We start from the raw sequence: 23,554 nt of genomic DNA, 5'->3' as shown, positions 1-23,554 counted from the left end.
GGACGCGCCACATTCAAACGGTTGCGAAAGCGTCCAGGTGCACGCCGCCGGACGTGTTCGTTGCGCGGCGACGGGATGAGGCGCAGGGCAGCAACAGCATTCACGCCGAGACGCCGGACTTGCCCTTGCTCTTCGGACCGACGCCTTTGCCCGAAGCGGAACGCTCCTTGGGTGTTGCGCCTCGATGCGCTGCGCCGGTTTGTCCACCACGCGTGGCTTCCATCACGTCCTCAAGGTAATGCTCTACCACGCGCTGGAACTCCAGCATCGCCGCGTGATGGTCAACCACGCTCGCATCGTAACTCAGCGTGACGGCCGCCTTCATAAGATGCTGGACGACCACGGACCGGAACAATGCTTCTTGCACGGACAATCGCGGCGCGAGGGCAGCCAGCACGGATGCGATTCCTTTGCGCAATCTTTCGCGTACCCCAGTGGCGCCGGGCAATGCGACATCACGCGCGTCGACCAGCACCACGAAAGCGGGGTACGTCGTGCGAAACGCCACGAAAAACGTCGTCAGTCGGCCCGCAACGACCGATACATCAAGCAACGGCACCTCCTCGCTCAGCCGGTCGAACGCTGCTTCAAGCTCGGTCACGTATTGCTCGATCAGCGTACCTGCGACCTGCTCTTTCGTCGGAAAGAACTGGTAAAGCGAACCGATCGACGCCCCCGCGCGCGCGGCGATCGCTGTCATCGTCGTTGCTTCGTACCCTTTTTCGGCGAATTCCGCACTTGCGGCTTCCAGTAACGACGCCACCCGCGCATGTCCGCGGGCGCGGCGCGGCGCCTTCGCCTCGCCCGTATTCGGCGTTGACTTTTGTGAGGCCATTCTCATATACTGTTTGTGAGCACCCCCTCACAATACACCAGCGGCTCGCCGCTTTCAATGGAAGGCCATCATGTTGCAAAACCTTGACCCCAAGACTACCGCTCTCGTTCTGATCGATCTTCAGGAGGGCATTCTCGGATTCGGGAAAGCGCCCCGACCCGCCGCAGCCGTGGTGGCTACCGCGGCAACGCTCGCAAAGCGCTTCCGGGAAGTGAACGCGCCAGTCGTCCTGGTCCGGGTGGGCTGGAGCGCCGACTTCGGCGATGCACTGAAGCAGCCCATCGATCAGCCCATCGCGCTTCCCCCCGGCGGACTGCCCTCGAACTGGTGGGACTTTCCCGCTGAACTGGCGGTGGAGGAGCGCGACATCAAGATCACGAAACGCCAATGGAGCGCTTTTTACGGCACCGAGCTCGACCTGCAATTGCGGCGTCGCGGCGTCGAAACCATTGTGCTGGGCGGGATTTCGACGAACATCGGCGTCGAGTCGACGGCTCGCGCCGCGCACGAGCACGGGTACTCGCTGGTGCTCGTCGAGGACGCAATGAGCTGCGGCGCGCCCGAGCATCACCATGCGTCGCTGAATTTCGTCTTCCCGAGGCTCGGTCTCGTGCGGCAATCCGACGACGTACTCGAGGCGCTCGCAGGCTGATGACGCCCGATGGACAAGCACAGCGTGGCCGGAGAGAGACTATGAGCAGCGAACGTCTCTCCATGGTTTCGTCGCTCTCGCGCCGCGTCGAAACCGTGATTGATGGTCGGGCGTTGGGTCGCGCCATGTTTGCGCTCGTCCCGCTGCTCGTGCTCGCACTCGTATCAGGCAGACCCGGGTGGCTCGCCGCTGCAATCGTGCCGGTCGCGATGCTCATCGCACTCGACCACTCGCAGCTTGCGCCGCTCGGCGTCTTCGCGCACGCTTTGGCGATAAGCGCGGGCTTCGTGATCCTGATGGCGTCGCTCGCGCACCCACTGCTCTTTGTCGTAGCCACAGTCCTGTTGGGCATGGGATCCGTGCTGGTGACCGCGGGCGGCAGTGCCTTGCGCTCGCTCGGCAACTTCACGTTTATTCCCTCGCTGTATCTTGCCTGCGAAAGTGGGGAAGGGGTCACGCGGCAGGCGCTTATCAACCGGAGCGTTGAGATTCTGCCGTTCCTGTTGATAGCGGCGTTGCCGATCCTGCTCGTTGCGTCAGTCGAGCACTTCCGCTCGCGTGAAGCTGGCCAGCCGACTCTTGCGCATTTCGCAAAGTGGACTCGCCTCTCCCCAAACAGCGAGCGCAACGCATATATCGAGTTGGTGATCACCGTCGCGCTCGCGGTCGCTTGTGCTGCCGTACTTGTCGAATGGCGACACGTCGACAATGGTCAGTGGATGATCTGGTCGGCCGCCAGCGTCGTTACCGGAAATGCGGCAAGCGCCCGGCAGAAGTTTCGCAACCGGCTGACCGGGGCCGTCATCGGCGTGTCCTTCGGCGTGGTCGTCGGATTGATGATCCCTCATGCGTTGTTTATGCGTGTGTTAGTTGTGTTCGCCGCAATGCTGACGCTCATTTGCATTCGTCCGTACATGCTCGCATTCGGGGTCCGGTGCGCCTGTGCGGCAATCGCGTTTGTGTTGGCGGGAAAACCGTGGATTTTTGGAGGCGAGCGCCTGCTGAACGTGGCAGTCGGTAGCGCCATTGGGCTGTTGTGTGCGCTCACGGCAGCCGCCATTGTGGCGCACATGAAAGACACGTGCCGCTCGACGTGTGACTCCCCATGATCCCGGCAAAACCGAGCGGGACTGCGCAGTCGCCCCTGATTAAGGGCGCACGAGGGTATTCGCAGATTCGGTGTTTTGGATAATTGTACCGGCAAATTTCGCTGGCTGAGGAAGCGCGACATGTCGAGAGTGCTTACGATCGAAGACGATGAAATTACCGCTAGCGATATCGCAGTTGAGTTGCGGAAACGCGGTTTCAGCGTCGATTGGGTCAACAACGGACGCGAAGGAATTGCGCGGGCAATGAGCGATGAGTACGACATCATCACGCTCGACCGCATGCTGCCCGGCGTGGACGGCCTGACCATTGTGACTGCCATGCGCAGCGTGGGCGTGCACACACCTGTGCTGATGCTCAGCGCGCTAGGCGACGTTGATGAACGCATTCGCGGCTTGCGTGCGGGTGGCGATGATTACCTGACGAAACCGTTCGACCTGGCCGAAATGGCGGCTCGTCTGGAGGTGCTGCTGCGTCGGCAGCAGGCGCCGGCAGGTCAGACGGAGACGACGCTGCGCGTTGGCGCTCTCGAGCTCGACCTCATCGCCCGCAAGGTGAGGCGCGGCAACGAGGAAATTGCGCTGTTGCAGACCGAGTACCGCGTGCTGGAGTTCATGATGCGGCATGCGGGCAGAACGATCACGCGCACGATGTTGTTCGAGGCAGTATGGGGTTACCACTTCGATCCGGGTTCGAAGCTCATCGATGTTCATATCGGACGCTTGCGCAAAAAGATCGATCCGCTCGACGCGACACCGTTGATTCAGACTGTTCGTGGTGTTGGCTTCGTCCTGAGCGCGAATTGAGAGAGATCACTTCGCTCGCGCAAACCGTCGCGTTTGCGCGACACTGGCACTCGATGTCCGTGCGGCTGCTGCTTCTCCATGCGGCTATCTTTTCGCTGTCGGTCATGGTGTTGCTTGGACTGATCGGCTGGGCCGTCACGGGCAACATGGAGCGCGAGACGGACGCCATCATGTACTGGCAATTGGTCTACTTCGACTCCGTGGCGGACAGCGACTTAAGCGCGGTCGTACGCATGCGGGTCGAACGCGAGCGCATGCACACCAACTACTACGGCCTCTTTACGTCGGACCACCGTTATCTCGCAGGCGACGTGATGGCGCTACCGCCGCAGTTGCCGGGCGACGGCAGTTCGATGACCATTCGCCGGTCACTCAAGGTTGCCGGAGCGGAGCATCCCCCCGTCGTGCGCGTGAAGGTGGAGCGGCGCGCGGACGGCAGTATCCTCGTAGTCGCGCGGGACATTAGCCAGGAGTTGGAGATCCGCAATACGATCATCAACGCACTCATCGCCGGCGGGTTGCTCTGTCTTGGCGCGGGACTGGCGGGGGCGCTCGGATTGAGCGCGCGTCAGATGCGCCGCGTTGCGCAGATCCGCCGTGTGACCCAACGCATTTCGCAAGGCGATCTTGCCGAGCGCCTGCCGATTGGCGGGCGCGACGAGGTGGACATGCTCGCACATCTCGTCAATCACATGCTGGGAGAAGTCGAGCGTTTGATGAACGAGGTTAAAAGAGCATGCGACGGTATCGCTCACGACTTGCGAACGCCGCTCACCCACGTTTGCACGCTGCTCGCACGCATCGAGGAACATGCAGGCCGCTTAGATGACGAACTGCTGGCAAAGCTTGTCATCCAGGCGCGGGGGGAGACGGACGCGCTGCTCGAGCGGTTTCGCGCCATGCTTCGCATTTCGGAGATCGGGTCCATGAAACGGCAGGGCGGATTCGGCGAAGTCCGGCTCGAAGAGCTTGTCCGGGAGGTGGGTGAACTGTACGAGCCGCTCGCGGACGATGGCTCGACGGCACTGTCAGTTGAGGTGACGCCGGTTGAGCCAATACGCGGTGACCGCGCGCTGCTTTTCGAGATGCTCACGAACGTGGTGAGCAATGCCGTCAAGTTCACCCCTCCGGGTGGCGCGATCCGCATCGCGCTCACGAGCGTGCCTGGCGGGGCGCGGATCGAGGTGGTCGACAACGGGCCCGGCATCCCCGAGGATGAGCGCCAGGCTGTGCTTCAGCCTTTTTACAGGGCAAAGAACGCGAGTCAGGTCGTCGGCTCGGGGCTGGGCCTGAGCATCGTTTCCGCAGTCCTTCGCGTCCACGACTTTTCAATGCGAACAACCGATGCGAAACCTGGTACACGAGTGACAATCGACTGTTGGCCGAAAGCGCTGGCGTGACGAGAAGACGTGGACATTTTCGGAATTTGCCCCCTTTATGCGCATATTGTTCATACCCTGTCGGCATCCCCGTTCAGCGTGGCTCTTCAAGGCGCTTGAGGAGAGCGTGCATAGCCTGCAGCGTGCCGAGGATTTGCCAGACGGCATCCTGCTGGCGGCGCAGGAAGTGTTCGACGCCGTCGTTGCCACGGCACTCGATCCTCAGAGTCACGGCGCACTGATCGCCGGACTGAGCGCCTTGGCGAGCGCAGCTGGCCCAGCGGCGGTCGTCACGATACTCCGTCAATCGGCGCCGGCCGAGCGTGTTCGCATTCTCCACGCCGGTGCGGCGGCCTGCTTCTGCCTGCCATTGTCGTTCATCGAGTTGCACGAGCGGCTGCATGCACTACATCGTTCAAGCGAAGCGCGACTCGTGCAGTCGCAGATCGCACAGCATAGGCTGAAGCTGGATCTGGTCTCACATGCGCTCATTGCGGGCGAAGAGCGTGTCGCGGTGACTCGACGTGAATGTCTCGTTCTCGAGTGCTTGATTCGCCACCTCAATTCGCCCGTCCCGCGTGATCAGTTGATTCGTTATGCGTGGCCGGATACGGAGTATGTCGGCCCTTCGATCGTCAATCTTGCCGTTACTCGATTGCGCCAAAAGCTCGAACTTCGTCTGCCGTGGGTGCATATTGAAACCATGAAGCGTTATGGCTATCAGCTAACCATGAGCACGGAGCGCCAGTCGGCGGCATAGCCGCGACAAACGGTTAATGCGTAGCCGGCGGGCACGTCTTAATACCGGGCAGCGCCGTCAGCGTCGATCGGACATCTCCAACGAGGCCGAGCTCGATCGGTGTGCGTCTGCCAAGCGCACTCGCGCGCCGGTCGATCTGCGCCACCCGCGCCTGTGTCGGGTAGAAGTTCCGGTAAGGGAAGTCCGTGCCCAGCATCAGCGGCGTGTCGCAAGAACGCATCGCGTGATAGCCGGAGCTGAATCCAATCAGTCCTGTCATGCCGACACCGTTCGGATTGTCGTACTCGACATGCTGCTTGCCCCGCAATGCATGCACGACCGGCGCCGCGAGCGCGTCGGAAAGCGCCACCAATTCGTCGCGTGCACCTTCGCAGCCGCTGCCGCAAAGCAGCGTTACCGCATCCGACTCGTTGAGCAGCGCGGCCAGCCGGTCGATATCCGCAGCGGCCGGCGTCACGATGGGCCGAACGGTATCGAACCACGACGGCTCTTGCGCCGGTGCCGCGCTCAAAGCGACGTCGCCAGGCAAAACGATCACCGCGACGCCCCGTTCCTCGACCGCTGTGCGCATTGCCCGCTCGAGGACGCGAGGGAACTACGAGGCGTTCGTCACCAGTTCGACGAAATGGCTGTACTCTTTGAACAGCTCCTGCGGATGCGTTTCCTGGAAATAGCCAAGGCCGATCTCCGTCGACGGAATCTGCGCGGCGATCGCGAGCACAGGCACGTGGTTGCAATGACAGTCAAAGAGCCCGTTGATCAGATGAAGATTGCCCGGGTCGCAACTGCCGGCGCATACCGCCAGCTTTCCGGTCTCGGCCGCTTCGGCGCCGGCCGCAAAGGCCGCCACTTCTTCGTGGCGCGTAGGCATCCACCGAATGCTGCCGAGCCGACGCGGACTGTCGGAGAGCCCATTCAGGCTGTCACCGGTGACACCCCAGATCCTGCCCCGGCTGCTGCGAGGGTTTGCGCAAGGTAATCCGCAATCGTTTTCGCCATGATCACCCTTTCATAAGAGATGCGGGTCGCGATCCCGCGATGTCAGTTGATCCCTGAAGTCGGGATGAGCGATCCGGATCAACGCCTTGGCACGTTCGGCCGAAGACAAGCCCTTGAGATCGGCCACACCGTTCTCGATCACGACGAAGTGCGTGTCCGTTCTTGGCGTCGTGACCGGCCCGGAAGGCCGCGGCACGATCTTCGAAACCTTTCCATCCGCAGTCGACGAGTGAAAGGCGATGAACGACTTGCCGCTACGCGAGGCATAGGCGCCGAGTACGAAGTCTAGCCGCCCGCTCAATCTTGATGACCCTCGCGCCCATCTCCGCGAGCCGAGCGGTGCACAGCGGCGCAGCCAGCGGCTGTTCGATGGAAACAACCAGAAGCCCATCCAGCGGTCTCGGCGATGACGCGCCGTTCGCAAACCAATTCATTTCGATGCCTCCCTTTGAGGATTACCAAATCGCAATGACCTGGCAATCCCGATTGCGAGTGTTGAGGCGTCGTACGCTTGGCATCGGCATAAGCGGCACGTCCGGCATTTCAGGGGATGTGCCGCGACTGCTCAACTGCCAAAGTAGGGGACGCAGTAGGTCGGCGGGCCGACACATCCATCGGCTGGTTTTGTGCCAGGCGTTGCACACGCCGCGAGCAGCAAGCCCGTTGAAACTGCCGTCGCGACGTAAATCGCAACGCGTTTTAGCCAATTACGTTGCTTCATGGGATTTAGATACCTTATGGATGCGCATAGATGGTCGAGTTGAGGGTGGCTAGCTGGCCGTCACGCTCCGCTTTCACCAGTTCGTTATAGACCTGAGCACGCGTCATTGATAAGGACGCCTGGCTATGCGGGGCGACCCATTGGTCAGCATCGTTCGACGCGATTTGCGGGCTGCCATTCGTAGTCTGTGCAGGCGATGGCGTCTGCGCGAAGGCTGAAACGCAGGTCGAGCCGGCAACGAGGGCGAGAGCGAAAAATAGGTGTTTCATTTCAATTAACCTCGCACGATAAAAAAGCAAAGATGCAGAAATAAGTATGACTTAATAAATTAAGATATCGGCTGCTTATAAGTATGCGCAAGCCAAGGTATTGGAACTGCTATAAAACGGTAAAAGAAAATTTAATGAATTGCCGCAGCGCGGATCGGTGAAATTTCCCCGGCAGTAGGACGCCGTATCCGTGCTCGCACAGAACGAGCGTTTCTACGGGGACGTGTTCACAACGCGGCTCGGCGCATTCCACCCGCCGCCCAGCGCCTCGATAAGGCCGACCGTTGCTCCCAAACGTCGAGTTTGAAGCGAGAGCGTGACGAGCTGCGTCTGCAGCTCGGTGGTCTGAGCGGTGACGACGTCGAGATAGCTGACGACGCCATCGCGGTACTGAGACATCGACAGATCCAACGTGCGCCTGGCCGCGTCGAGCGCTTCGTTTTCCCGCGTTGCCTCGTCGCCAAGATGGTGCTCGAGCGCGAGGTTGTCTTCCACTTGCTGGATGGCCTCGATCACGGTCGCCCGATAGCTCGCGCCATACTCCGCCCATTGCGCGCGCGCTTCGTCTGTTTTCGCGCGCCGCAGTCCGCCGTCAAAGAGCGGCATCATCAAGCTCGGCCCGAGCGTCCACATCGTCTCCGGCGCAGCGAACCACGGCGAGAGCGTGTCGCTTTGAAATCCGCCCGCGAGCCCGAGCGAGAGATCGGGGAAATAGGCAGCCCGTGCAACGCCGATTCGTGCATTCGCCGCCGCCACGCGGCGTTCGGCCGCCGCGACGTCGGGCCGCCGCTCGAGCAACGTCCCCGGCATGCCGGCAGGAACGGAAGGGATGTACGGCAACGCAGTGCTCGCGGCAAGTGAGAATGTCGACGGCGACGTGCCTGTCAGCGCGGCAATGGCATGCTCCTCGAGCGCGCGTCGTGCCTTGACATCCTCGGCCTGCGCTTGTGCCGCGGCAAGCTGTGTCTGTGCGCGAGAAACGTCGAGGTCGGACGCGATTCCACCGGCGCGGCGGCTCTCGGTCAACTGCAACGCACGCTGATAAGTGCCTATCGTGTCAGCGAGCACCTGGGCTTGCTCGTCGAGGCCGCGCAGGCGGAAATACGCTTCAGCCAGGCTTGCCTGCAGGCTCAGGCGCAAGGAGGCGAGATCGTCAGCCGCGGCCTCGCTCTGCGCTTTGCCGGCCGCAACCGCATTGCGGACCTTGCCCCATAGGTCGACGTCGTAATCAAACACGAGTTGTGCGATGTTCGCGCCGTAATACGAAGGCTGGATGGCCCCGCGAAGCGGACGTCGATCCGATTGCCGATTGGTGGTCGCCTGCGCGTCGGCACCGAGCGTCGGATAGCGACCCGACTCCTCTTGTCGCACGTATGCCACCGCTTCGTCGTGGCGCGCGATCGCCGCCTGCACGTCGGGATTGGCGGTGGCCACGAGTGGCTCGAGGCGGTCGAGCTCGGGGTCGTGATAAACCTTCCACCATGCGTCGCGCTCGATGCGATCGGACGGCTGCGCAATCTGCCACCTGCCGGCTTCCTTGTAGGCCGCCGGAATCGTCGTCGACGGCGCATGGTAGGCGGGGGCGAACGAACAGCCGCCAAGCCAGGCAGCCGCGACGGCGGTCATGATCCTGCGCTTAATCATGAGCGGACTCGGTCTGATTGTGACCCGCCACCGCCGCCCGGTGTATGAGCGTCGGGCTTGGCGAGGCAACCCGAACCCGGTCGCCGGCGCTGAGCGAGTCAGGGGGATTGGCGATGACGCGATCGGTGACACTCAGCCCTGAGTCGAGCTCGACTTGCGTGCCCAGGTCGGTCTTCACCGACACGGGCTTGAGCTCGGCACGGCCGTCCTGATCGACCACGGCCACTTGCAGACCTTGTTGGCGGAATATGAGTGCACTCGCCGGAACCAGCATCGAATGGGAATTCGCAGGGAGCGTGAGCTTCACCTTGGTGTAGTCGCCGGGAATCAGCAAACCCGAGCTATTGTCGACCATCAATTGCACGAGCAGTGTCCCCGAGGACTGCGTGATCGAATCATCGGTGTTGTCGAGCGTCGCATTGAACGTCATGCCCGGGTGCTCGGGGACCGTCAAGGTCGCACTAAGGCCGGGCTTGATGTCGGACGCGTAACTCTGCGGCACATTCACGTAGACGCGCAGACGATGCTCGTCGGACACCGCGAAGAGCTCCGGACGGTTGCCGCCGCCCGCGTCGATGAGATTGCCAATGTCGGTCGTGCGCGCCGTCACCACGCCGTCGAACGGCGCGATGATGCGCTTGAACGATTCGAGCGCCTCGAGACGCTTCACGTTCGCCTGGTTGGCGGCGACAGTCGCCTGCTTCGCTGAAAGGTCGCTCGTTTTCTCATCAGTGACCTGCTGCGAAACCGAGCCCTCCTGATCCATTTTTTGCCAGCGGGCCGCAGTCACGGCGGCCAGCCTCTCGTTGGCGATCGAACTTTGCAGGTCGGCTTTGGCCTGTTCCAGTTGCTGATCGAGATCAGGCGTATCGATCAGGCCTAGCAGTTGCCCCGCTTTGACATGCGTGCCGATATCGGCGTACCACGCATGCAGGTAGCCCGATACGCGCGCATAGATCGGCGCATTGACGAACGCCGCGAGATGTCCTGGCAGAACGAGCGGCTGTGTCGCAGCCGATTGCGACGGCGGCGCGGCGACGACAGTCGGCACCGCCTGCTCGGCGGACCATTGCGCGAGTTGCGTGTGTGCATGCAGGCGGCTGACGATGCCGCTTGCCGCGATGCCGGCCGCCACGAGAAGCACGGCGAGGCCGACGAGTTTCAGATGCGGCAAGCGCTTGTTGTGGGCGATCTCGATTTCACTGGACACGAATAGCTCCTGATTCCGAAGGGGATGCCGAAGGCGTCGCCGCACCGCGGCTATGCACAAGGCTGAAGATGACGGGGACGAAGACGAGCGTCGCAAAGGTCGCGCAAATCAGGCCGCCGATCACGGCGCGACCGAGCGGCGCGTTTTGCTGGCCGCCATCGCCGAGGCCGAGCGCCATCGGTCCCATACCGATGATCATGGCGAGGGCCGTCATCAGCACGGGGCGGAAACGCGTGAATCCGGCTTCGAGTGCGGCGACGAGCGCGTCGCCCGTTGCGGCGAGCCGCTCGCGCGCAAAGCTCACGACGAGAATGCTGTTGGCCGTGGCGACGCCCATGCAGAGGATCGCCCCCGTGAGCGCGGGGACAGACAACGGCGTATGGGTCGTGAAGAGCATCCACACGATGCCGGCAAGGGCCGCGGGCAGCGCGGATATGATCACGAGCGCGTCGCTCCAGGAGTGAAAGTTGACGACGATGAGCAGATAGATCAGGACGATGGCGCCGGCGAGCCCGAGCAACAGACCCGTGAACGCGGTGTTCATCGTCGGCACCTGGCCGCGCACGGTGACGATCGAGCCCTTCGGCAAATCCTTTGCGGTCGCATGGATGATCTTCCGGATGTCGCTTGCGACGGCGCCCAGGTCGCGCCCTTGCGGGGTCGCGAAGATGTCGAGGTCGGGTTCGATGTTGTAGTGCGAGACGACATTCGGCTCGATGCCGCGGTCGATCGTTGCAATGCCGCCGAGAAGCTGAGGCGCTCCATTCGGTCCCGTCACCTGCAGATTCTCGAGGTCGGAGAGCGAGGTCATCTGGTATTGCGGTGTCTGGGCGACGATCGCGTACGACACGCCGTTGCGATGATCGAGCCAGTACGTCGGCTGAACCTGGCTCGTACCCGAGAGCACCGCCACGACCGAGTTCGTAACGTCTTTCTCCGTGATACCGACCTCGTCGGCGCGCGTGCGGTCGACGTTGATCGTGAAGGACGGCACGGTGGACGCTTGCTGGAGTCGTGCGTCGGCAAGGCCGGGCACGTAGCGCATCCGTCGAAGCAGCGCTTGCGCGTAGCGCACGTCGCCTTTCTGGTCGACGCCCGACACCTGAACGTCGATCGGCGCCGGCGCACCGAAGTTGAGAATCTGGCTTACGATGTCGGCCGGCAGGAACGCGAACGTCGTGCCTGAAAACTCGCGCGGCAGTGTCTCGCGCAGGCGGCGCACATACTCGGCTGTCGGTGCATGGCCTTCGTTCAGGGAGATCATGATGTCACCGTCCTGCGCGCCCGTCGTCCCGGTGTTGTCATAAGTCAGGTTGATGCCGCTTACGGGCAACCCGATGTTATCGACAATGCTTGCGAGTTGACGCGGCGGAATCGTCGCACGCACCGCATTTTCGACGCGGTCGAACAGGGCGGCCGTGTCCTCGACGCGGGTACCGAGCGGCGCGCGGACGTGAATCAGGATTTCGCCGGCGTCGATGTCAGGGAAGAAATTACGGCCGAGCCACGGCACGAGGAGGAGCGTCGCCGCGACGGCAACGAGGAACCCGGCGACAAGGCGCTTTGGATGCGCCAGCGCAAGGCCCAGTGCGATGTGATAGACCGAGCGCACCCGCTCGAACCGCGCCTCGAAGCCGCGCTGAAAACGTACGAGCGGATTGTGCGAATGGGCCGCGCCCGGGTGGCCACCATGCGGAGCCATCTCAGCCGCAAGCTCGCTCGACGCGTGACCGCCCGATACGTGTGGACGCAACAGGTACTGTGCCATCATCGGCACGAAGGTCCGGGACAGAACGAAGGACGAGACCATCGCGAAGATGACCGACTCTGCCATCGGCACAAACAGGAACCGCGAAATTCCGCTCAGGGCGAACATCGGCACGAAGACGATGCAGATACAAAGCAGCGAAACGAAGGCCGGCGTGACGATTTGTGCCCCACCATCGAGGATCGCCGTTCGCACGTCTTTGCCTTGTTCGAGGTGCCAATTGATGTTCTCGATCGTCACTGTCGCATCGTCGACGAGAATCCCCACTGCCAGTGCCAGTCCGCCAAGCGTCATGACGTTGAGCGTCTCGCCGATCGCCGACAGTTCCGCGATTGCCGCCAACACGGCGAGGGGAATGGACGAGGCAATGATGACCGTCGAGCGCCAGCTTCCGAGAAAGAGCAGGATCATCAGCGAGGTCAGCGCCGCCGCGATGATGCCTTCGCGCGCAACGCCGCTGACCGCCCCTTTCACGAAGGTCGACTGATCTCCCATGGTCACGATCCGTAAGCCTGGCGGGAGGGTCGCTTGGATGCGTGGCAGCTTTGCCTTCACGCCCGCGATGATGTCGAGCGTCGAAGCCGAGCCATTCTTCATGACGCTGATCAGCACCGCGCGGTGACCGTCGAGACGGACGACGTTCGTCTGCGGCGGATTGCCGTCCCTCACATGGCCGACGTCGCGGATGTAGATCGTCGTTCCGTTGACCGACTTGATCGGCAGCGAATTGAGTTCGTCTATGGACAAGGGGCTGTCGTTGAGCTTGATGTCGTATTCGAACGGACCGATCTTCTGCGTCCCGGCGGGAATGATCTGATTCTGCTGGGCGAGCGCGTTGGCAACGTCCTGCGCGGAGAGGCCTTTGGACTGCAGCGCCTGCGGGTCGAGGTCGATCTGCACCTCGCGCGTCTTGCCGCCGTAGGGAGTCGGAATCGCAACGCCGGGCACGCTCAAAAGCTGCGGCCGGATGAAGTTCGTCGCGTAGTCCGCCAGCTTTTGCTCGTCGAGCGTATCGCTGGTCAGAGCGAGTTGCAGCACGGCTACCGTGGAAGCGTTGTAGTTGAGAATCAGCGGCGGCGTTGTGCCCGGCGGCATCTGCTTCAACACGGTCTGCGAGAGCGAGGTGACCTGCGCCGTTGCGGTACGGATATCGACAGTCGGTTGAAAGAAGATCTTGACGACCCCGTAACCATCGAACGACTGAGACTCGATGTGCTCGACGTCGTTGACGGTTGTGCCTAGCTGCCGCTCGTAATAGGTAACGATGCGGCCGGCCATATCGTCGGGCGGCAGCCCGGTGTAGCTCCAGACGACGGCGATGACGGGGATCCGAATGTCGGGAAAAATATCCGTCGGCGTTTTCAGCGCCGAAAGCGGACCGGTGATCAGAATCAGTATCGCCAGCACGATGAAGGTGTAGGGCCGGACGAGCGCCAGCCGGACTAGCTTTAGCATTGGTAGAGGTTCTCTCTCATGCGGACGCCGGCGCAGTCGGGCGCCAGGCGCGGACTTCGTTGACGGTTACGCGACAGCGCGCAGGGAAACGGCGTTTTCGGGCGTTCGATAATGAGCGACCGTGTAGTCGATGAACGTGCGCACCTTGCGCGGGAGGTTGGAGGGACCCGAATAGAGCAGCGAAAAGTGGCGCGGCCCTCCATTGACCTCGAATTTCTGCAGCAGCCTCACCAACGCCCCGGAGCGGATGTCCTCCCTGACGAGCGAGGCCGGCAGCAGCGCGATGCCCATGTGATTGAGTGCCGCTTCGCGCACGAGCAGGCTGTTCGTCGTGGTCATGCTGCTGCCCAGGCCGACGCGATATACGCCGCTGGCGACGGCGAACTCCCATGCGCGTGTCGCGCCGCCCGTGATCGCCAACAGACAGTGTCCAACAAGTGAAGGCGGATCTGTGGGGGTCCCCCGACGGCCGAGGTACGTCGGCGAAGCGACGACGATTTCCTCAACGACGGTAAGGTGTCGGCTGACGAGCGTCGAGCTCGCGGAATGCCGATCTTCGGAGAAGCAGACGTCGAATCCGCCTTCCACGAAGTCAATGCGCGTGTCGAACGTCGTGACGTCGAAGTCGACGCGAGGATGCACCGCCTGATAGCCCGCGAGCAGTTCGGCGAGCCCGGACGCAACGAAGTCCATTGGCGTGGCAACGCGCAGCGTGCCCCTCACCTCGCGACTCGCCTGCAGCAGGGAGGATTCGAGCTCATCGAGCTGCTCGATGAGGGAACGGCAACCTTTAAGATAGTCTTTGCCGATTTCAGTCAATGACAGGCTGCGGGTGTTGCGGTTAAGCAGGCGCGTGTTCATGTGTGCCTCGAGCATGCCGACGCAACGGGTCACGGCGGCGCCGGACATGCCGAGATGCCTCGCGGCCATCGTAAAGCTCCCGAGCTCGACAACCCGCGTAAAGACTCGCATCGCTTGTAGCTGGTTCATATGCGGACGCCATGAGTTGAAGGATGTCTCGCATACTCCGCTAACGCGGCCAAACGGACACCTTCGACTCGGTAAATCTTTTTTCAATCCGCGCTCTGCGTCCTATTCCCGCGAACATCCGCCATTCAATCCAGGGTCAAATAATGACTGTGCTGGGACCTCGTCCTCAACGCTTGGACCGTACACCGCCGACATGTCGCCCATACGCAGCGCCCGCACCAGTTTGATCGTGTCGCGTCGATCAGTCTTCACCCGTTCTCCCGGCTTTTTGGGAAGCAATGAAGGTGCGCACACCATGCACTCGAACCCATTCTCGATCAGTTGTCGGCATAGCCCGTAACCGCATGGACCGGCTTCATAGACCACCACCAGGGGGCGCGCTTTTGATTGCAGCCGCCTGCGCAGGCGATCGATCGCTGTCTTCGTTGCACCGATATTGCCCACTAGCTCGACATCGCCCGAAACCGGTTCGCGCTCGACGTTTTCGCATCCTCCAGCATTAAAAAATTCGTAACTTCGCCGTACCGTTGGCGTTACCCCCACCTCTTTAAGCTCCTTCTTACCGGAACACGCATGGCTCACCGCCACAGCGCCCGGATCGTCCAACCTCGATAGCAGAAGGAGTTGTCATGAAAGTCATCAAGATCGCCGCTTTGCTCGGCATGGTCGTCACCACCTCGGCCTTCGCCCAGGCCAACACCACGGCTGCCGATACGTCCGCTTCGGTCGGCGCGTCACAAACCGGCGCATGGGTGCCGCCGCAAGGCGAAGCCAACGTGCCCAAGACGCGCGCGCAGGTCTATGCCGAACTCGTCCAGGCCGAGAAGGACGGCCAACTCGCCTACCTCAACAGCACGATTTACCGGAATCCGTGAGTGCGTCCCAAGGCGGTCCGAGTGACGGCGCAGGCACCTGGTCCCACCGGACACATGGCGCCTGCCCGGCATCGGCCCAGCGCGCGAAGCGGCGCAGGCGTCCTCATGCCTGAGATCCGAATTCAGGCCGTGGGAGGAATATGAAGTCCGTCTACTACGGGATGTTCGCGTTCGCCCTGATTTCGACCGCATCCGTCCTCTATGCAAACGAGCTCAAAGACGCGTGCTACAGCCTCTCTTCGTGGCTCACGAAGAGCTGGGATCGCCAAGGTTTTGAAACGGCTGCACTATCCATTAGACATGATCTTGCAGGGCGTGCGATGGTACGTGGCCTACTCCCAATCTCGAGGAAATGATCGCTGAACGCGATCAATGCTGACCGGGAGACGCCCGTCAAAATCCGGCAAAACAAGTATCTGAACAACCTTGTTGAACAGGACCATCGTGCCATCAAACGCATCATCAAACCCATGATGGGCTTCAAGGACTTTTGTTGCGCCCGCATCATCCTGTCGGGCATCGAGGTGATGCATGTGATCAGGAAGGCACAGATGAAAACGGCGAAGGGAATCTCTCCGTCGGCGCCCGAGCAGTTTTACTCCTTTGTCATGTAAGACCTCCTAACAAGATCCCCTTGTTTTGCCGCTCTTTTCTTATTGCGACTCAACCCGACATCATCGCAAGCCGAATAACAGACGCTTGCTACAGAAACCATATCTTCCTAACCGACTATTTTGCACCAACGCCATATTGACCACATAAGAAATTCGTACCATTGAATATTGATTGGGAGTCCGTGTTGCCTCCTTCGAGAGGGAACGTGTGCGCTGTCTCAGTGGTTGTGTGTTATCCCGAAACCAGCTTTTACTGAAGGAGAATCAGACTATGACGATGAACAGACGTAGTTTCTCGGCTGCCCTGATAGCCGGAGCCGCCGCCTCACTCGTTCCTACCCGCGGTATGGCGGCGACTCAACCGCCGACGAAAGCGCGGAACGTCGTCCTTTTGCACGGGTTGTTCGCCGATGGGTCGTCCTGGTCAGAAGTGATCCCGCGATTGCAAGCAGCGGGACTCAATACCACGTCTGTCCAGAACCCGCTGACGACGTTGCCTGACGCGGTTGCTTCGGCCCAACGCGTGCTGGCGCGCCAGGACGGCCCGACCGTATTGGTCGGGCATTCCTTCTCCGGGATGATCGTGACGGAGGCTGGTGTGCACCCGAACGTTTCTGCAGTTGTTTATGTGGCAGCTCGGGCGCCTGACGCGGGCGAGGATTACTCGGAGCTGGCCAAGAAATTTCCTGCGCCACCGGCGTCTGCGGGGATTGTTTTCGACGGCGATGAAGGTCGTTTGAGCGAGGCCGCGTTCGTTCGCGATTTCGCGGGCGATCTACCGGAGGCGAAGGCGAAGGTTCTCTATGCAGTGCAAGAGCCGTTTCACAAGGAGCTGCTAACCGGCAAGACCACGCAGGCTGCCTGGCGGTCAAAGCCGAGTTTTTACGCTGTTTCGACTGAAGACAGGACAATTAACCCCGACCTCGAACGTTTCATGGCGAAGCGCATGGGTGCTACGACCGTCGAGTTAAAAGCAAGCCATCTCTCGCTGATCTCTCATCCCGACGAAATCACCCAGCTAATCCTGGAAGCAGCGGGGCAGGTTAGTTAAAGAAGCCAGAAGGTTCTGGTTCGTCGCAGGATTGAATTGTCTCAAGCGTCACTTGCAGCGTGCAGGGGGTGACGTGCCATCGCGGGGCTGTTTCAATGGCGCGTCTTCCCAATTGGTCAAGTGAGGGAGCAGTGACTGCGACGTCGCCGCAGAAATGGGTGTCCGGCGCGATAAGCATATTGCCGAACTTGAACAGAACGCAGCGCCATGGGCCGATAAGCATCGATGGATGCCAAGGCGCGTCTTTATCAGGCAGTCTGCGGAGCGAAGCTCGCATCGATCGTCATGGTTGATCTGAAATCGGGCCTGTTCACCTGCGACATCGATGAACGTGCACTGACCCGCGCCCGCATGATGGACGGAACGCTGATCCTCGTGACCAACGTGCCGGAGCTCACCCCGATCGACGTCGTGAAGCGCTACAAGTCTCTGGCTGACATCGAACGGGGCTTCTGCGTACTGAAGTCCGAAATCGAGATCGGCCCGGTGTTCCATCGCCTGCCCAATCGGATTCGTGCACACGCGATGATCTGCTTTCTGGCGCTCATGCTGTATCGCGTGATGCGCATGCGTCTGAAGGCGCGCGACGAAGCCTGCTCGCCCAAGCGCGCGCTGGAAATCGAGCGTCGCATCCAGTTTCATCAGGTCGTCCTTCATCGGCGCCAAAGCGCAACCGGCCTGTCCACACTGACTCCTGAACAGAAAGAACTCTTCGAAGCCCTAAACCTACCGATACCGACAATCCGTAGCTTGTAGTGGCAAATTTGCACCATCGGGTTCAGCACAATCGATCACTTAGACGAAAATCTGTCGAACTCGGGGGGCGATTGGGACGTCCGAGGAAGAACGAAGCGCAGGCGCTCACGAACGACATGGCCGCGAGGAATGCGGCCACGGCGTAGCCGCTATGAAAGGTCTGATAGAGCCACAGCGAGATCAGCGGGGCGGGCCCGCCGGCAATGATCGAAGCGCCCTGATAGCCCAGCGACGCGCCGGTATACCGGATATGCGCCGGGAAGCATTCGGCAATGTAGGCCGCCTCGCTGCCGTAGATGGCGGCGTGGATGATCATCAGCACCACCATGGCGATGACAACGACCGCGTGTGCTCGCGTATCAAGCATGGCGAAATACGGAAACGCGAACAAGGTCATGCAGACGCAGGCGGAAAGGAAGGTCCGGCGCCTGCCGATGCGGTCGGAAACATAGCCGAAGAAAGGCAGAGCGAAGCATGCCACGATCGCGGCGATGAGAACCGCGTTGAGGACGAACTCGCGCCCAAGCCCCAACTCCCGCGACCCGTACAGAACGACGAAAGTCGTGAGCATATAGAACGCCGCCTGTTCGCCAGGGCGAATGAGCGCGCAGAGCAGAATGGCGCGCCACTGGGTACGAAAGGCTTCTGCGATAGGCGTCTCGCTCCGCCCGACGCGGCTGGCAACGGCGCGATTCGCTTCGAGGAATTCGCGCGTTTCGGGCACGCCGAAACGAATCACGAGTCCGATCACGAGCAATACGCCGCTGATCCAGAACGGAATTCGCCAGCCGAAGTCGAGCAGATGGTCGCCCGTGGCGCGCGCGCAGCCGCTCCAGACGAGAACCGACACCACGAGGCCGAGCGGCACGCCGATGTGGGGCAGGCTGGCCATGAAGCCGCGCCGCTCGCCGTGATGCGATTCCATGGTAAGCAGCACGGCGCCACCCCATTCGCCACCGACACCGATCCCCTGCAGGAAGCGAAGCGCGACGAGGAGCCATGGCGCGAGCGCGCCAATCGCACCGTCGGCGGGCAGGCAGCCGACCAGGAACGTGGCGAGGCCCATCACGAGCAGCGTGGCGATCAGCGTCGATTTGCGGCCGACGCGGTCGCCCATGTGCCCGAATAGCGCGGCGCCCAGCGGGCGCGATAAGAACCCGACGAAGATCGTCGCAAACGAAGCGAGGAGTCCTGCCGATGATCCGTGCGCAAAGAACAGCTTCGGGAATACGAGTGCCGCTGCGGTGCCGTAGATGAAGAAGTCGTACCACTCGATAGTGGTGCCGATCACGCCCGCAAGCGCCGCGCGCCGCTCGATACGGCGCGCGGAGGTGCGCGTCTCAGCCTCTTCGCCCGACACCGCGCCGGGGACCGCCGCCCTCATGGTGGCTCTGCCTGTCATACCTGTCTCCTTGATGTTTTTGTGAAAGGGTGAACTGCGAGGGACCTGCGTCAGAAAGTGGCGCTTGCCTGCATCGAGACGCGTTCCTCGGGTAGCGCAGTCCAGAGTTCGAGGCGTTCGCCCTGGCGCACGCCGTTCAGTGTCAGGGCATTGCCGAGAATGGCGGGCTGAACGCCGCGATAATCGAACGTCGCCAGCGGCTTGCCGGCAATGCGCTGCGCAAGGCCAGCCAGCAGCGTCGCATTCAGCGGACCATGGATGACCAGGTCAGGGTAGCCTTCCACCTCTCGACAGTAGTCCTTATCGTAGTGGATGCGGTGCCCGTTGAAGGTGAGCGCGGAATAGCGAAAGAGCGTCGTGGAAGTTGCGACGAAGGTCTCGCGATGCTCGCCCGGTGCGCGCCGGACTTCCTGGCGCGCCGGGCCGCCCGGCGACACTTCCTTGTAGACGATGTCGTGCTCTTCCGGAACGGTGACTTTTCCGCCGCGTGCGATCTCGTGCTGTACCGTGACGAAGACGAGTTCGCCCGAGCGGCCCTGCTTGTGCTCGACCGCGAGGATCGTCGAGCGTTTTTCGACCGTGGCACCGAGGGGCAATGCGTCGAGAAAGCGGACGCGGCCGCCGGCCCACATCCGGTTCGGTAGCGGCACTGGGGGCAGAAAACCGCCGCGTTGCGGATGGCCGTCGCGGCCGAGGCGCTCGGGGGGCAGGCCCTCAAGGAAATAGAGCCAATGCCACAGCGGTGGCAGCGGTGCGCCTGTGACGAGGTCCTCGGCATCGCGACCGATCGTGGCGGCCATCAGGCGGGCGTGGCGGACATCGAGCACGTCTTCGTCCACGATGGTCTTGCCCACCCATTCGCGCAGCTTGGTAATGTCGGCCTGACTCATGCGCCTGCCTCCTCGGTTTCGGCCGCGAACTCCTCGCGAATGCGCGCGGTGTGTTCGCCAAGCTTCGGCGCGGGTTTGAAGCGCTGCGCGTCCCAGGGGGCGCGCACGGGCGGTGCGACCATCTGCAACTCCACGTCGTCGGCGGCCATCGACCACGTGCGCAGCGCGGGGTGCGTGGTCATGTCGGCGACCTGGCGCAACTGGCCGTAGGCGATGTTGGCGTCGCCGAGCAGCGAGAGTGCTTCATCGAGCGCCCTCGTGCGGAACGCGTCGCCGATCAGCGCATCCAGCGCTTTGCGGTTTTGCACCCGCGCATTGTTGGTCGCGAATCGCACGTCGCTGGCGATCTCGCGATTGCCGAGGAACACCTCGCAGAAGTTGCCCCATTCACGGTCGTTCTGGATGCTGATCACGGTGTCACGTCCCTCGCTCGTGCGATACGCCCCGTAGGGTGCGATCGACGGGTGCTTGAGGCCTTGCGGCGCCGGTGCGCCCTTGCCGTAGCGCTCGTGGACGTAGGGCACGGTCATCCAGTCGGCGGCACCGTCGAAGAGCGAGACCGAAACGCCCGAGCCTTGGCCTGTGCGATCGCGCAGCGTGAGCGCGGAGAGCACAGCAATCGTTGCGTTCATGCCGGCGCCGATGTCGCAGATCGAAACGCCGATACGGCCCGGCGCATCGGGCGCGCCGCTAACGCTCACGAGGCCGCTTTCGCATTGCACGAGAAAGTCGTAGGCCTTGAGCTTGCTCGTCTCGCTGCCCGTTCCGTAACCTGTGATGTCGCAGGTGATGAGCTGCGGATGCAGCTCGCGGAGGGTCGCGCTATCGAAGCCTGCTCGCAAGAGCGCGCCGGGTGCGAGGTTCTGCACGAAGATGTCGGCCTCGGCAATGAGGCGACGCAGCAGCGCGGCGTCGTCGGCCAGCTTGAAGTCGAGCACGACCGACTCCTTGCCGCGGTTGGTCCAGAGGAAATAGGAAGAGTTGCCGTTCGCGGCCGCGTCGTAGCCGCGGGCGAAATCGCCCTCGGGGCGCTCGATCTTGATGACGCGTGCGCCCATTTCGGCAAGGCGGCACGTGCAAAGGGGAGCGGCGAGCGCCTGCTCGATGGCCACGACCGTGACCCCGGCAAGCGGCAGGGGGTGTTCAGTTGAAGTCTGGCGATTCATGGATCGTCTCCGCAATTTTTGGCTGGTCGCAGTGAGTATTGCGGTTCGGTCCGAATAGATACATCGAGATAATTCAAACGGAGCGTTTGTCAAAACCGAATGCTGGCGGCAGAATCGTCTTTCCTGCGGAGGTGCTGATGCGCTATGAACTGACGGATCTGGAAGTCTTCCTGGCGGTTGCCGAGGAAGGGACCGTGACGCGCGGCGCGGAACGCTGCCACCTCGCGCCTTCGTCGGTAAGCCTGAGAATCAAGGGCCTGGAAGACGTGGTTGGCGCACCCTTGCTGGTGCGGCTCGCGCGCGGCGTGATGCCGACGCCCGCCGGGCGTATCGTAATGGAGCACGCCCGGCGCTGCATCGCGCAACTGGAGCAGATGAACGCGGATCTGTCGCCGTTTTCGAATGGTCTGGTGGGGCACGTGACGCTGTTCGCCAACAACAATGCGATCAGCTCTTATCTGCCCGACGATCTCGCGTGCTTTTTCTCGCGCTATCCGAACGTGCGGATTTCGCTGGAGGAGCGCCTGAGCCACGACATCGTGACGGCCGTGGCTTCGGGCCGCGCCGACCTCGGCGTGGTGGCACTGGAGGCCAACCATCCCGAGTTGGATTTTCATCGGTATCGCGAGGACGAACTCGTGGTGGTCACCGCGCGCGACAGCGATATCGCCGCGAGGGGAGAGATCGGCTTCGGGGAGTGCCTGGAGCGCCCGTTCATCAGCCTCCAGCCGGGTGCGGCACTTCACACGTTCCTGATGAATCATGCGAGCGCGCTGGGCGGGCGCCTGGACGTGCGTGTGCAGGTGTCGAGCTATGGTGCGATCGTGAAACTAGTTGCATCTGGTGCCGGAATTGGCATCGTCGCGCGCTCGGCCATCGAGAGCGACTCAGGCAGCAACGTCGTGGTGCTCAAGCTCGCGGAACCCTGGGCTCGCCGCGACCTGTGCGTATGCGTATTGCGCAACACACCAGTATTGAATCCGTTTCGGGACCGCTTGCGCGAAGTGCTGACGGACACGGGGGCGTTGCCGCCTGAGGGCGCTGCGCACCACAAGACTTAGCGCGAGACGACGCTCCAGCACTTGGAGATCACCACTATCTGCGTGTCGCGTCGAGGCACGCGGCACACAATGGACATGCGTTCGTAAAGCTAGGTATGCTTCTCGCAGGCGAGCCTCGTGGCCCGTCCATTCGAGTCCAGACTCACTTCCCGGTGTGTTATCCCATGCATTTTGGCCTTGTCGACCTTCAAACCTTCGTTGCCGTCGCCGAAGCTGGCAGCCTTACGCACGGCGCAGCCCGCGTCAACCTCTCGCTCGCGGCGGTCAGTGCGCGTATCCGGCAGATGGAGGAGGCGGTAGGTGTGCCGCTGCTGGAGCGTCGGCCTCACGGCATACGCGTCACGGAGGCGGGGCAAACCTTCCTGCGCCACGCGCGGGCCACCCTCGGCGCGCTACAACGCATGACGGACGACCTCGCACAGTTCTCCCAGGGGATGCGGGGGACCATCCGCATCCTCTCGAACACGAATGCACTTGTCGAGACGCTGCCTGGCCCGCTTAGCCGCTTTCTCTGCGACAACCCCAACATCAACATCGAAATCGAGCAGCGTCCGAGCGATGAGATCATCGCGGCCATTGCGGAAGGAGTGGCCGATATCGGCATCATCGCTTCGCCGCCCGAGGGCGTGGCGCTCACGACGTTTCCCTTTGCCACCGACCGCCTGTGCGCGGTTGTGCCCGCAGTCGACGAACGTTTCGCGCTGCAGCGGGAGATCGCCTTTGCCGATCTTATCGAAGCCGATTTCGTTGGTCACGAACGCGGCTCGTCGATTCAGGTGTTCCTCGAAAATCAGGCGAAGCGGCTGCATCGCAACTTGCGGCACCGCATCCAGCTTGGCAACTTCGCGTCGATCTGCCGCCTGGTCGAAAACGGCGTGGGCGTCGCGGTACTCCCTGAGTCGGCGGCGCGGCGGTTTCAACGCTCGATGCGGGTGCGTCTGCTGCGCATCACCGACGCGTGGGCCGTGCGCAAGATCCTGATCTGCGTAAGCGACCTCGAGCGGCTGCCTTCCTCCACCCGGCGGCTCGTCGAACATCTCGTGCGCCTTGGCGCCGCCACCGGCTGATAAAAAAGCACAAGAAGCGCAGGTTTCGGTTCGGGTTGAGTCTGGCTTCGCCAATCAGCGATTGTTCAGGAGCCGAT

Annotated in this window: 18 protein-coding genes and 6 pseudogenes; 11 read left to right on the top strand and 13 right to left on the bottom strand. The window is 62.1% G+C overall.

Going from position 1 to position 23,554, the window contains the following annotated elements; translation table 11 throughout:
* Positions 1–100 precede the first annotated feature (100 nt).
* Positions 101–835 (bottom strand): TetR/AcrR family transcriptional regulator, encoded by a 735-nt coding sequence (locus tag M0D64_RS29805; RefSeq protein WP_266260419.1) that lies wholly within the window; start codon positions 833–835, stop codon positions 101–103.
* Positions 836–905: 70 nt separating this feature from the next.
* Here M0D64_RS29805 and M0D64_RS29800 point away from each other — a divergent pair, with 70 nt between their 5' ends.
* The 5 genes from M0D64_RS29800 to M0D64_RS29780 all read left to right on the top strand — a co-directional run bounded on the left by M0D64_RS29800 (position 906) and on the right by M0D64_RS29780 (position 5,539).
* Positions 906–1,487 carry a hydrolase gene (locus tag M0D64_RS29800; protein ID WP_266260418.1) on the top strand — a complete coding sequence of 194 codons (582 nt, stop codon included), beginning with the start codon at positions 906–908 and terminating at the stop codon, positions 1,485–1,487.
* Positions 1,488–1,528: 41 nt separating this feature from the next.
* Positions 1,529–2,596 carry an FUSC family protein gene (locus M0D64_RS29795; RefSeq protein ID WP_266260417.1) on the top strand — a complete coding sequence of 356 codons (1,068 nt, stop codon included), beginning with the start codon at positions 1,529–1,531 and terminating at the stop codon, positions 2,594–2,596.
* Between the two features lie 120 nt (positions 2,597–2,716).
* On the top strand, positions 2,717–3,400 hold the full coding sequence (locus M0D64_RS29790) for a response regulator transcription factor (RefSeq protein ID WP_266260415.1): 684 nt from the start codon (positions 2,717–2,719) through the stop codon (positions 3,398–3,400).
* A gap of 53 nt (positions 3,401–3,453) precedes the next feature.
* On the top strand, positions 3,454–4,800 hold the full coding sequence (locus M0D64_RS29785; protein WP_266260438.1) for a HAMP domain-containing sensor histidine kinase: 1,347 nt from the start codon (positions 3,454–3,456) through the stop codon (positions 4,798–4,800).
* Positions 4,801–4,906: 106 nt separating this feature from the next.
* Positions 4,907–5,539 carry a winged helix-turn-helix domain-containing protein gene (locus tag M0D64_RS29780; protein WP_266260414.1) on the top strand — a complete coding sequence of 211 codons (633 nt, stop codon included), beginning with the start codon at positions 4,907–4,909 and terminating at the stop codon, positions 5,537–5,539.
* Between the two features lie 37 nt (positions 5,540–5,576).
* On the opposite strand, the pseudogene M0D64_RS29775 reads toward M0D64_RS29780, so the two are convergent.
* The 9 genes and pseudogenes from M0D64_RS29775 to M0D64_RS29735 all read right to left on the bottom strand — a co-directional run.
* Positions 5,577–6,538: pseudogene (locus tag M0D64_RS29775) on the bottom strand (thiamine pyrophosphate-binding protein); the annotation flags it as partial.
* A 10-nt stretch (positions 6,539–6,548) separates the two neighbouring features.
* Positions 6,549–6,833 (bottom strand): annotated as a pseudogene (locus M0D64_RS29770) (acetyl-CoA hydrolase/transferase C-terminal domain-containing protein); the annotation flags it as partial.
* A pseudogene (locus M0D64_RS29765) lies at positions 6,832–6,972 on the bottom strand (CoA transferase); the annotation flags it as partial. The pseudogenes M0D64_RS29765 and M0D64_RS29770, both read right to left, overlap by 2 nt.
* 301 nt (positions 6,973–7,273) lie before the next feature.
* A complete protein-coding gene (locus tag M0D64_RS29760) occupies positions 7,274–7,528 on the bottom strand; it encodes a DUF4148 domain-containing protein (protein ID WP_266260412.1) in 255 nt (84 codons plus the stop codon).
* Between the two features lie 213 nt (positions 7,529–7,741).
* Complete coding sequence (locus tag M0D64_RS29755) at positions 7,742–9,172, bottom strand: efflux transporter outer membrane subunit (protein ID WP_266260411.1); 1,431 nt, start codon at positions 9,170–9,172, stop codon at positions 7,742–7,744.
* Entirely contained in the window at positions 9,165–10,382 is a 1,218-nt protein-coding gene (locus M0D64_RS29750) for an efflux RND transporter periplasmic adaptor subunit (RefSeq protein ID WP_266260410.1), read from the bottom strand. The genes M0D64_RS29755 and M0D64_RS29750 overlap by 8 nt, the downstream gene beginning before the upstream one ends.
* The gene (locus tag M0D64_RS29745) at positions 10,372–13,605 is read right to left on the bottom strand and encodes an efflux RND transporter permease subunit (protein WP_266260409.1); all 3,234 of its coding nucleotides are present in this window, start codon (positions 13,603–13,605) and stop codon (positions 10,372–10,374) included. The genes M0D64_RS29750 and M0D64_RS29745 overlap by 11 nt, the downstream gene beginning before the upstream one ends.
* A 66-nt stretch (positions 13,606–13,671) precedes the next feature.
* Entirely contained in the window at positions 13,672–14,535 is an 864-nt protein-coding gene (locus M0D64_RS29740; protein ID WP_266260437.1) for a LysR family transcriptional regulator, read from the bottom strand.
* Between the two features lie 219 nt (positions 14,536–14,754).
* Positions 14,755–15,048, bottom strand: a pseudogene (locus M0D64_RS29735) (IS110 family transposase); the annotation flags it as partial.
* Positions 15,049–15,224: 176 nt separating this feature from the next.
* Here M0D64_RS29735 and M0D64_RS29730 point away from each other — a divergent pair.
* The 4 genes and pseudogenes from M0D64_RS29730 to M0D64_RS29715 all read left to right on the top strand — a co-directional run.
* Positions 15,225–15,470, top strand: coding sequence for a DUF4148 domain-containing protein (locus M0D64_RS29730; protein ID WP_266260407.1), 246 nt, complete (start codon positions 15,225–15,227; stop codon positions 15,468–15,470).
* A 201-nt stretch (positions 15,471–15,671) separates the two neighbouring features.
* Positions 15,672–16,084 (top strand): annotated as a pseudogene (locus M0D64_RS29725) (DDE-type integrase/transposase/recombinase).
* Positions 16,085–16,355: 271 nt separating this feature from the next.
* Positions 16,356–17,135: an alpha/beta fold hydrolase gene (locus M0D64_RS29720; RefSeq protein WP_266260406.1), complete on the top strand. Its 780-nt coding sequence runs from the start codon at positions 16,356–16,358 to the stop codon at positions 17,133–17,135.
* A 231-nt stretch (positions 17,136–17,366) separates the two neighbouring features.
* Positions 17,367–17,891, top strand: a pseudogene (locus tag M0D64_RS29715) (IS1634 family transposase); the annotation flags it as partial.
* Between the two features lie 22 nt (positions 17,892–17,913).
* Here M0D64_RS29715 and M0D64_RS29710 read toward each other — a convergent pair.
* From M0D64_RS29710 to M0D64_RS29700, 3 genes are read right to left on the bottom strand one after another with little or no spacing between them, the layout of a single operon-like run.
* Positions 17,914–19,293 carry an MFS transporter gene (locus tag M0D64_RS29710; RefSeq protein ID WP_266260404.1) on the bottom strand — a complete coding sequence of 460 codons (1,380 nt, stop codon included), beginning with the start codon at positions 19,291–19,293 and terminating at the stop codon, positions 17,914–17,916.
* Positions 19,294–19,343: 50 nt separating this feature from the next.
* Entirely contained in the window at positions 19,344–20,183 is an 840-nt protein-coding gene (locus M0D64_RS29705) for a MaoC family dehydratase N-terminal domain-containing protein (protein ID WP_266260402.1), read from the bottom strand.
* Positions 20,180–21,349, bottom strand: a complete 1,170-nt coding sequence (locus tag M0D64_RS29700; protein ID WP_266260399.1) for a CaiB/BaiF CoA-transferase family protein — start codon at positions 21,347–21,349, stop codon at positions 20,180–20,182. The genes M0D64_RS29705 and M0D64_RS29700 overlap by 4 nt, the downstream gene beginning before the upstream one ends.
* 137 nt (positions 21,350–21,486) lie before the next feature.
* Between M0D64_RS29700 and M0D64_RS29695 the strand changes: the two genes are divergently transcribed.
* Together M0D64_RS29695 and M0D64_RS29690 are read left to right on the top strand one after the other, a co-directional pair.
* On the top strand, positions 21,487–22,410 hold the full coding sequence (locus M0D64_RS29695; protein ID WP_266260397.1) for a LysR family transcriptional regulator: 924 nt from the start codon (positions 21,487–21,489) through the stop codon (positions 22,408–22,410).
* A 164-nt stretch (positions 22,411–22,574) separates the two neighbouring features.
* On the top strand, positions 22,575–23,477 hold the full coding sequence (locus M0D64_RS29690; RefSeq protein WP_266260396.1) for a LysR family transcriptional regulator: 903 nt from the start codon (positions 22,575–22,577) through the stop codon (positions 23,475–23,477).
* The last annotated feature ends 77 nt before the right edge of the window (positions 23,478–23,554 follow it).

Source organism: Paraburkholderia sp. WS6 (genome assembly GCF_030464835.1).
Taxonomy (GTDB): Bacteria; Pseudomonadota; Gammaproteobacteria; order Burkholderiales; family Burkholderiaceae; genus Paraburkholderia; species Paraburkholderia madseniana.
The sequence above is the reverse complement of the archived record's forward strand: the minus strand, read 5'-3'. Positions and strand labels throughout refer to the sequence as shown.

Bases quoted from the DNA above. Each gene is read 5' to 3' on its own strand.
- M0D64_RS29695 (WP_266260397.1), top strand. From the start codon at position 21,487: ATGCGCTATGAACTGACGGATCTGGAAGTCTTCCTGGCGGTTGCCGAG.
- M0D64_RS29805 (WP_266260419.1), bottom strand. From the start codon at position 835: ATGGCCTCACAAAAGTCAACGCCGAATACGGGCGAGGCGAAGGCGCCG.
- M0D64_RS29700 (WP_266260399.1), bottom strand. From the start codon at position 21,349: ATGAATCGCCAGACTTCAACTGAACACCCCCTGCCGCTTGCCGGGGTC.
- M0D64_RS29760 (WP_266260412.1), bottom strand. From the start codon at position 7,528: ATGAAACACCTATTTTTCGCTCTCGCCCTCGTTGCCGGCTCGACCTGC.
- M0D64_RS29785 (WP_266260438.1), top strand. From the start codon at position 3,454: ATGTCCGTGCGGCTGCTGCTTCTCCATGCGGCTATCTTTTCGCTGTCG.
- M0D64_RS29710 (WP_266260404.1), bottom strand. From the start codon at position 19,293: ATGACAGGCAGAGCCACCATGAGGGCGGCGGTCCCCGGCGCGGTGTCG.
- M0D64_RS29705 (WP_266260402.1), bottom strand. From the start codon at position 20,183: ATGAGTCAGGCCGACATTACCAAGCTGCGCGAATGGGTGGGCAAGACC.
- M0D64_RS29745 (WP_266260409.1), bottom strand. From the start codon at position 13,605: ATGCTAAAGCTAGTCCGGCTGGCGCTCGTCCGGCCCTACACCTTCATC.
- M0D64_RS29795 (WP_266260417.1), top strand. From the start codon at position 1,529: ATGAGCAGCGAACGTCTCTCCATGGTTTCGTCGCTCTCGCGCCGCGTC.
- M0D64_RS29800 (WP_266260418.1), top strand. From the start codon at position 906: ATGTTGCAAAACCTTGACCCCAAGACTACCGCTCTCGTTCTGATCGAT.
- M0D64_RS29755 (WP_266260411.1), bottom strand. From the start codon at position 9,172: ATGATTAAGCGCAGGATCATGACCGCCGTCGCGGCTGCCTGGCTTGGC.
- M0D64_RS29740 (WP_266260437.1), bottom strand. From the start codon at position 14,535: ATGGCCGCGAGGCATCTCGGCATGTCCGGCGCCGCCGTGACCCGTTGC.
- M0D64_RS29730 (WP_266260407.1), top strand. From the start codon at position 15,225: ATGAAAGTCATCAAGATCGCCGCTTTGCTCGGCATGGTCGTCACCACC.
- M0D64_RS29720 (WP_266260406.1), top strand. From the start codon at position 16,356: ATGACGATGAACAGACGTAGTTTCTCGGCTGCCCTGATAGCCGGAGCC.
- M0D64_RS29790 (WP_266260415.1), top strand. From the start codon at position 2,717: ATGTCGAGAGTGCTTACGATCGAAGACGATGAAATTACCGCTAGCGAT.
- M0D64_RS29690 (WP_266260396.1), top strand. From the start codon at position 22,575: ATGCATTTTGGCCTTGTCGACCTTCAAACCTTCGTTGCCGTCGCCGAA.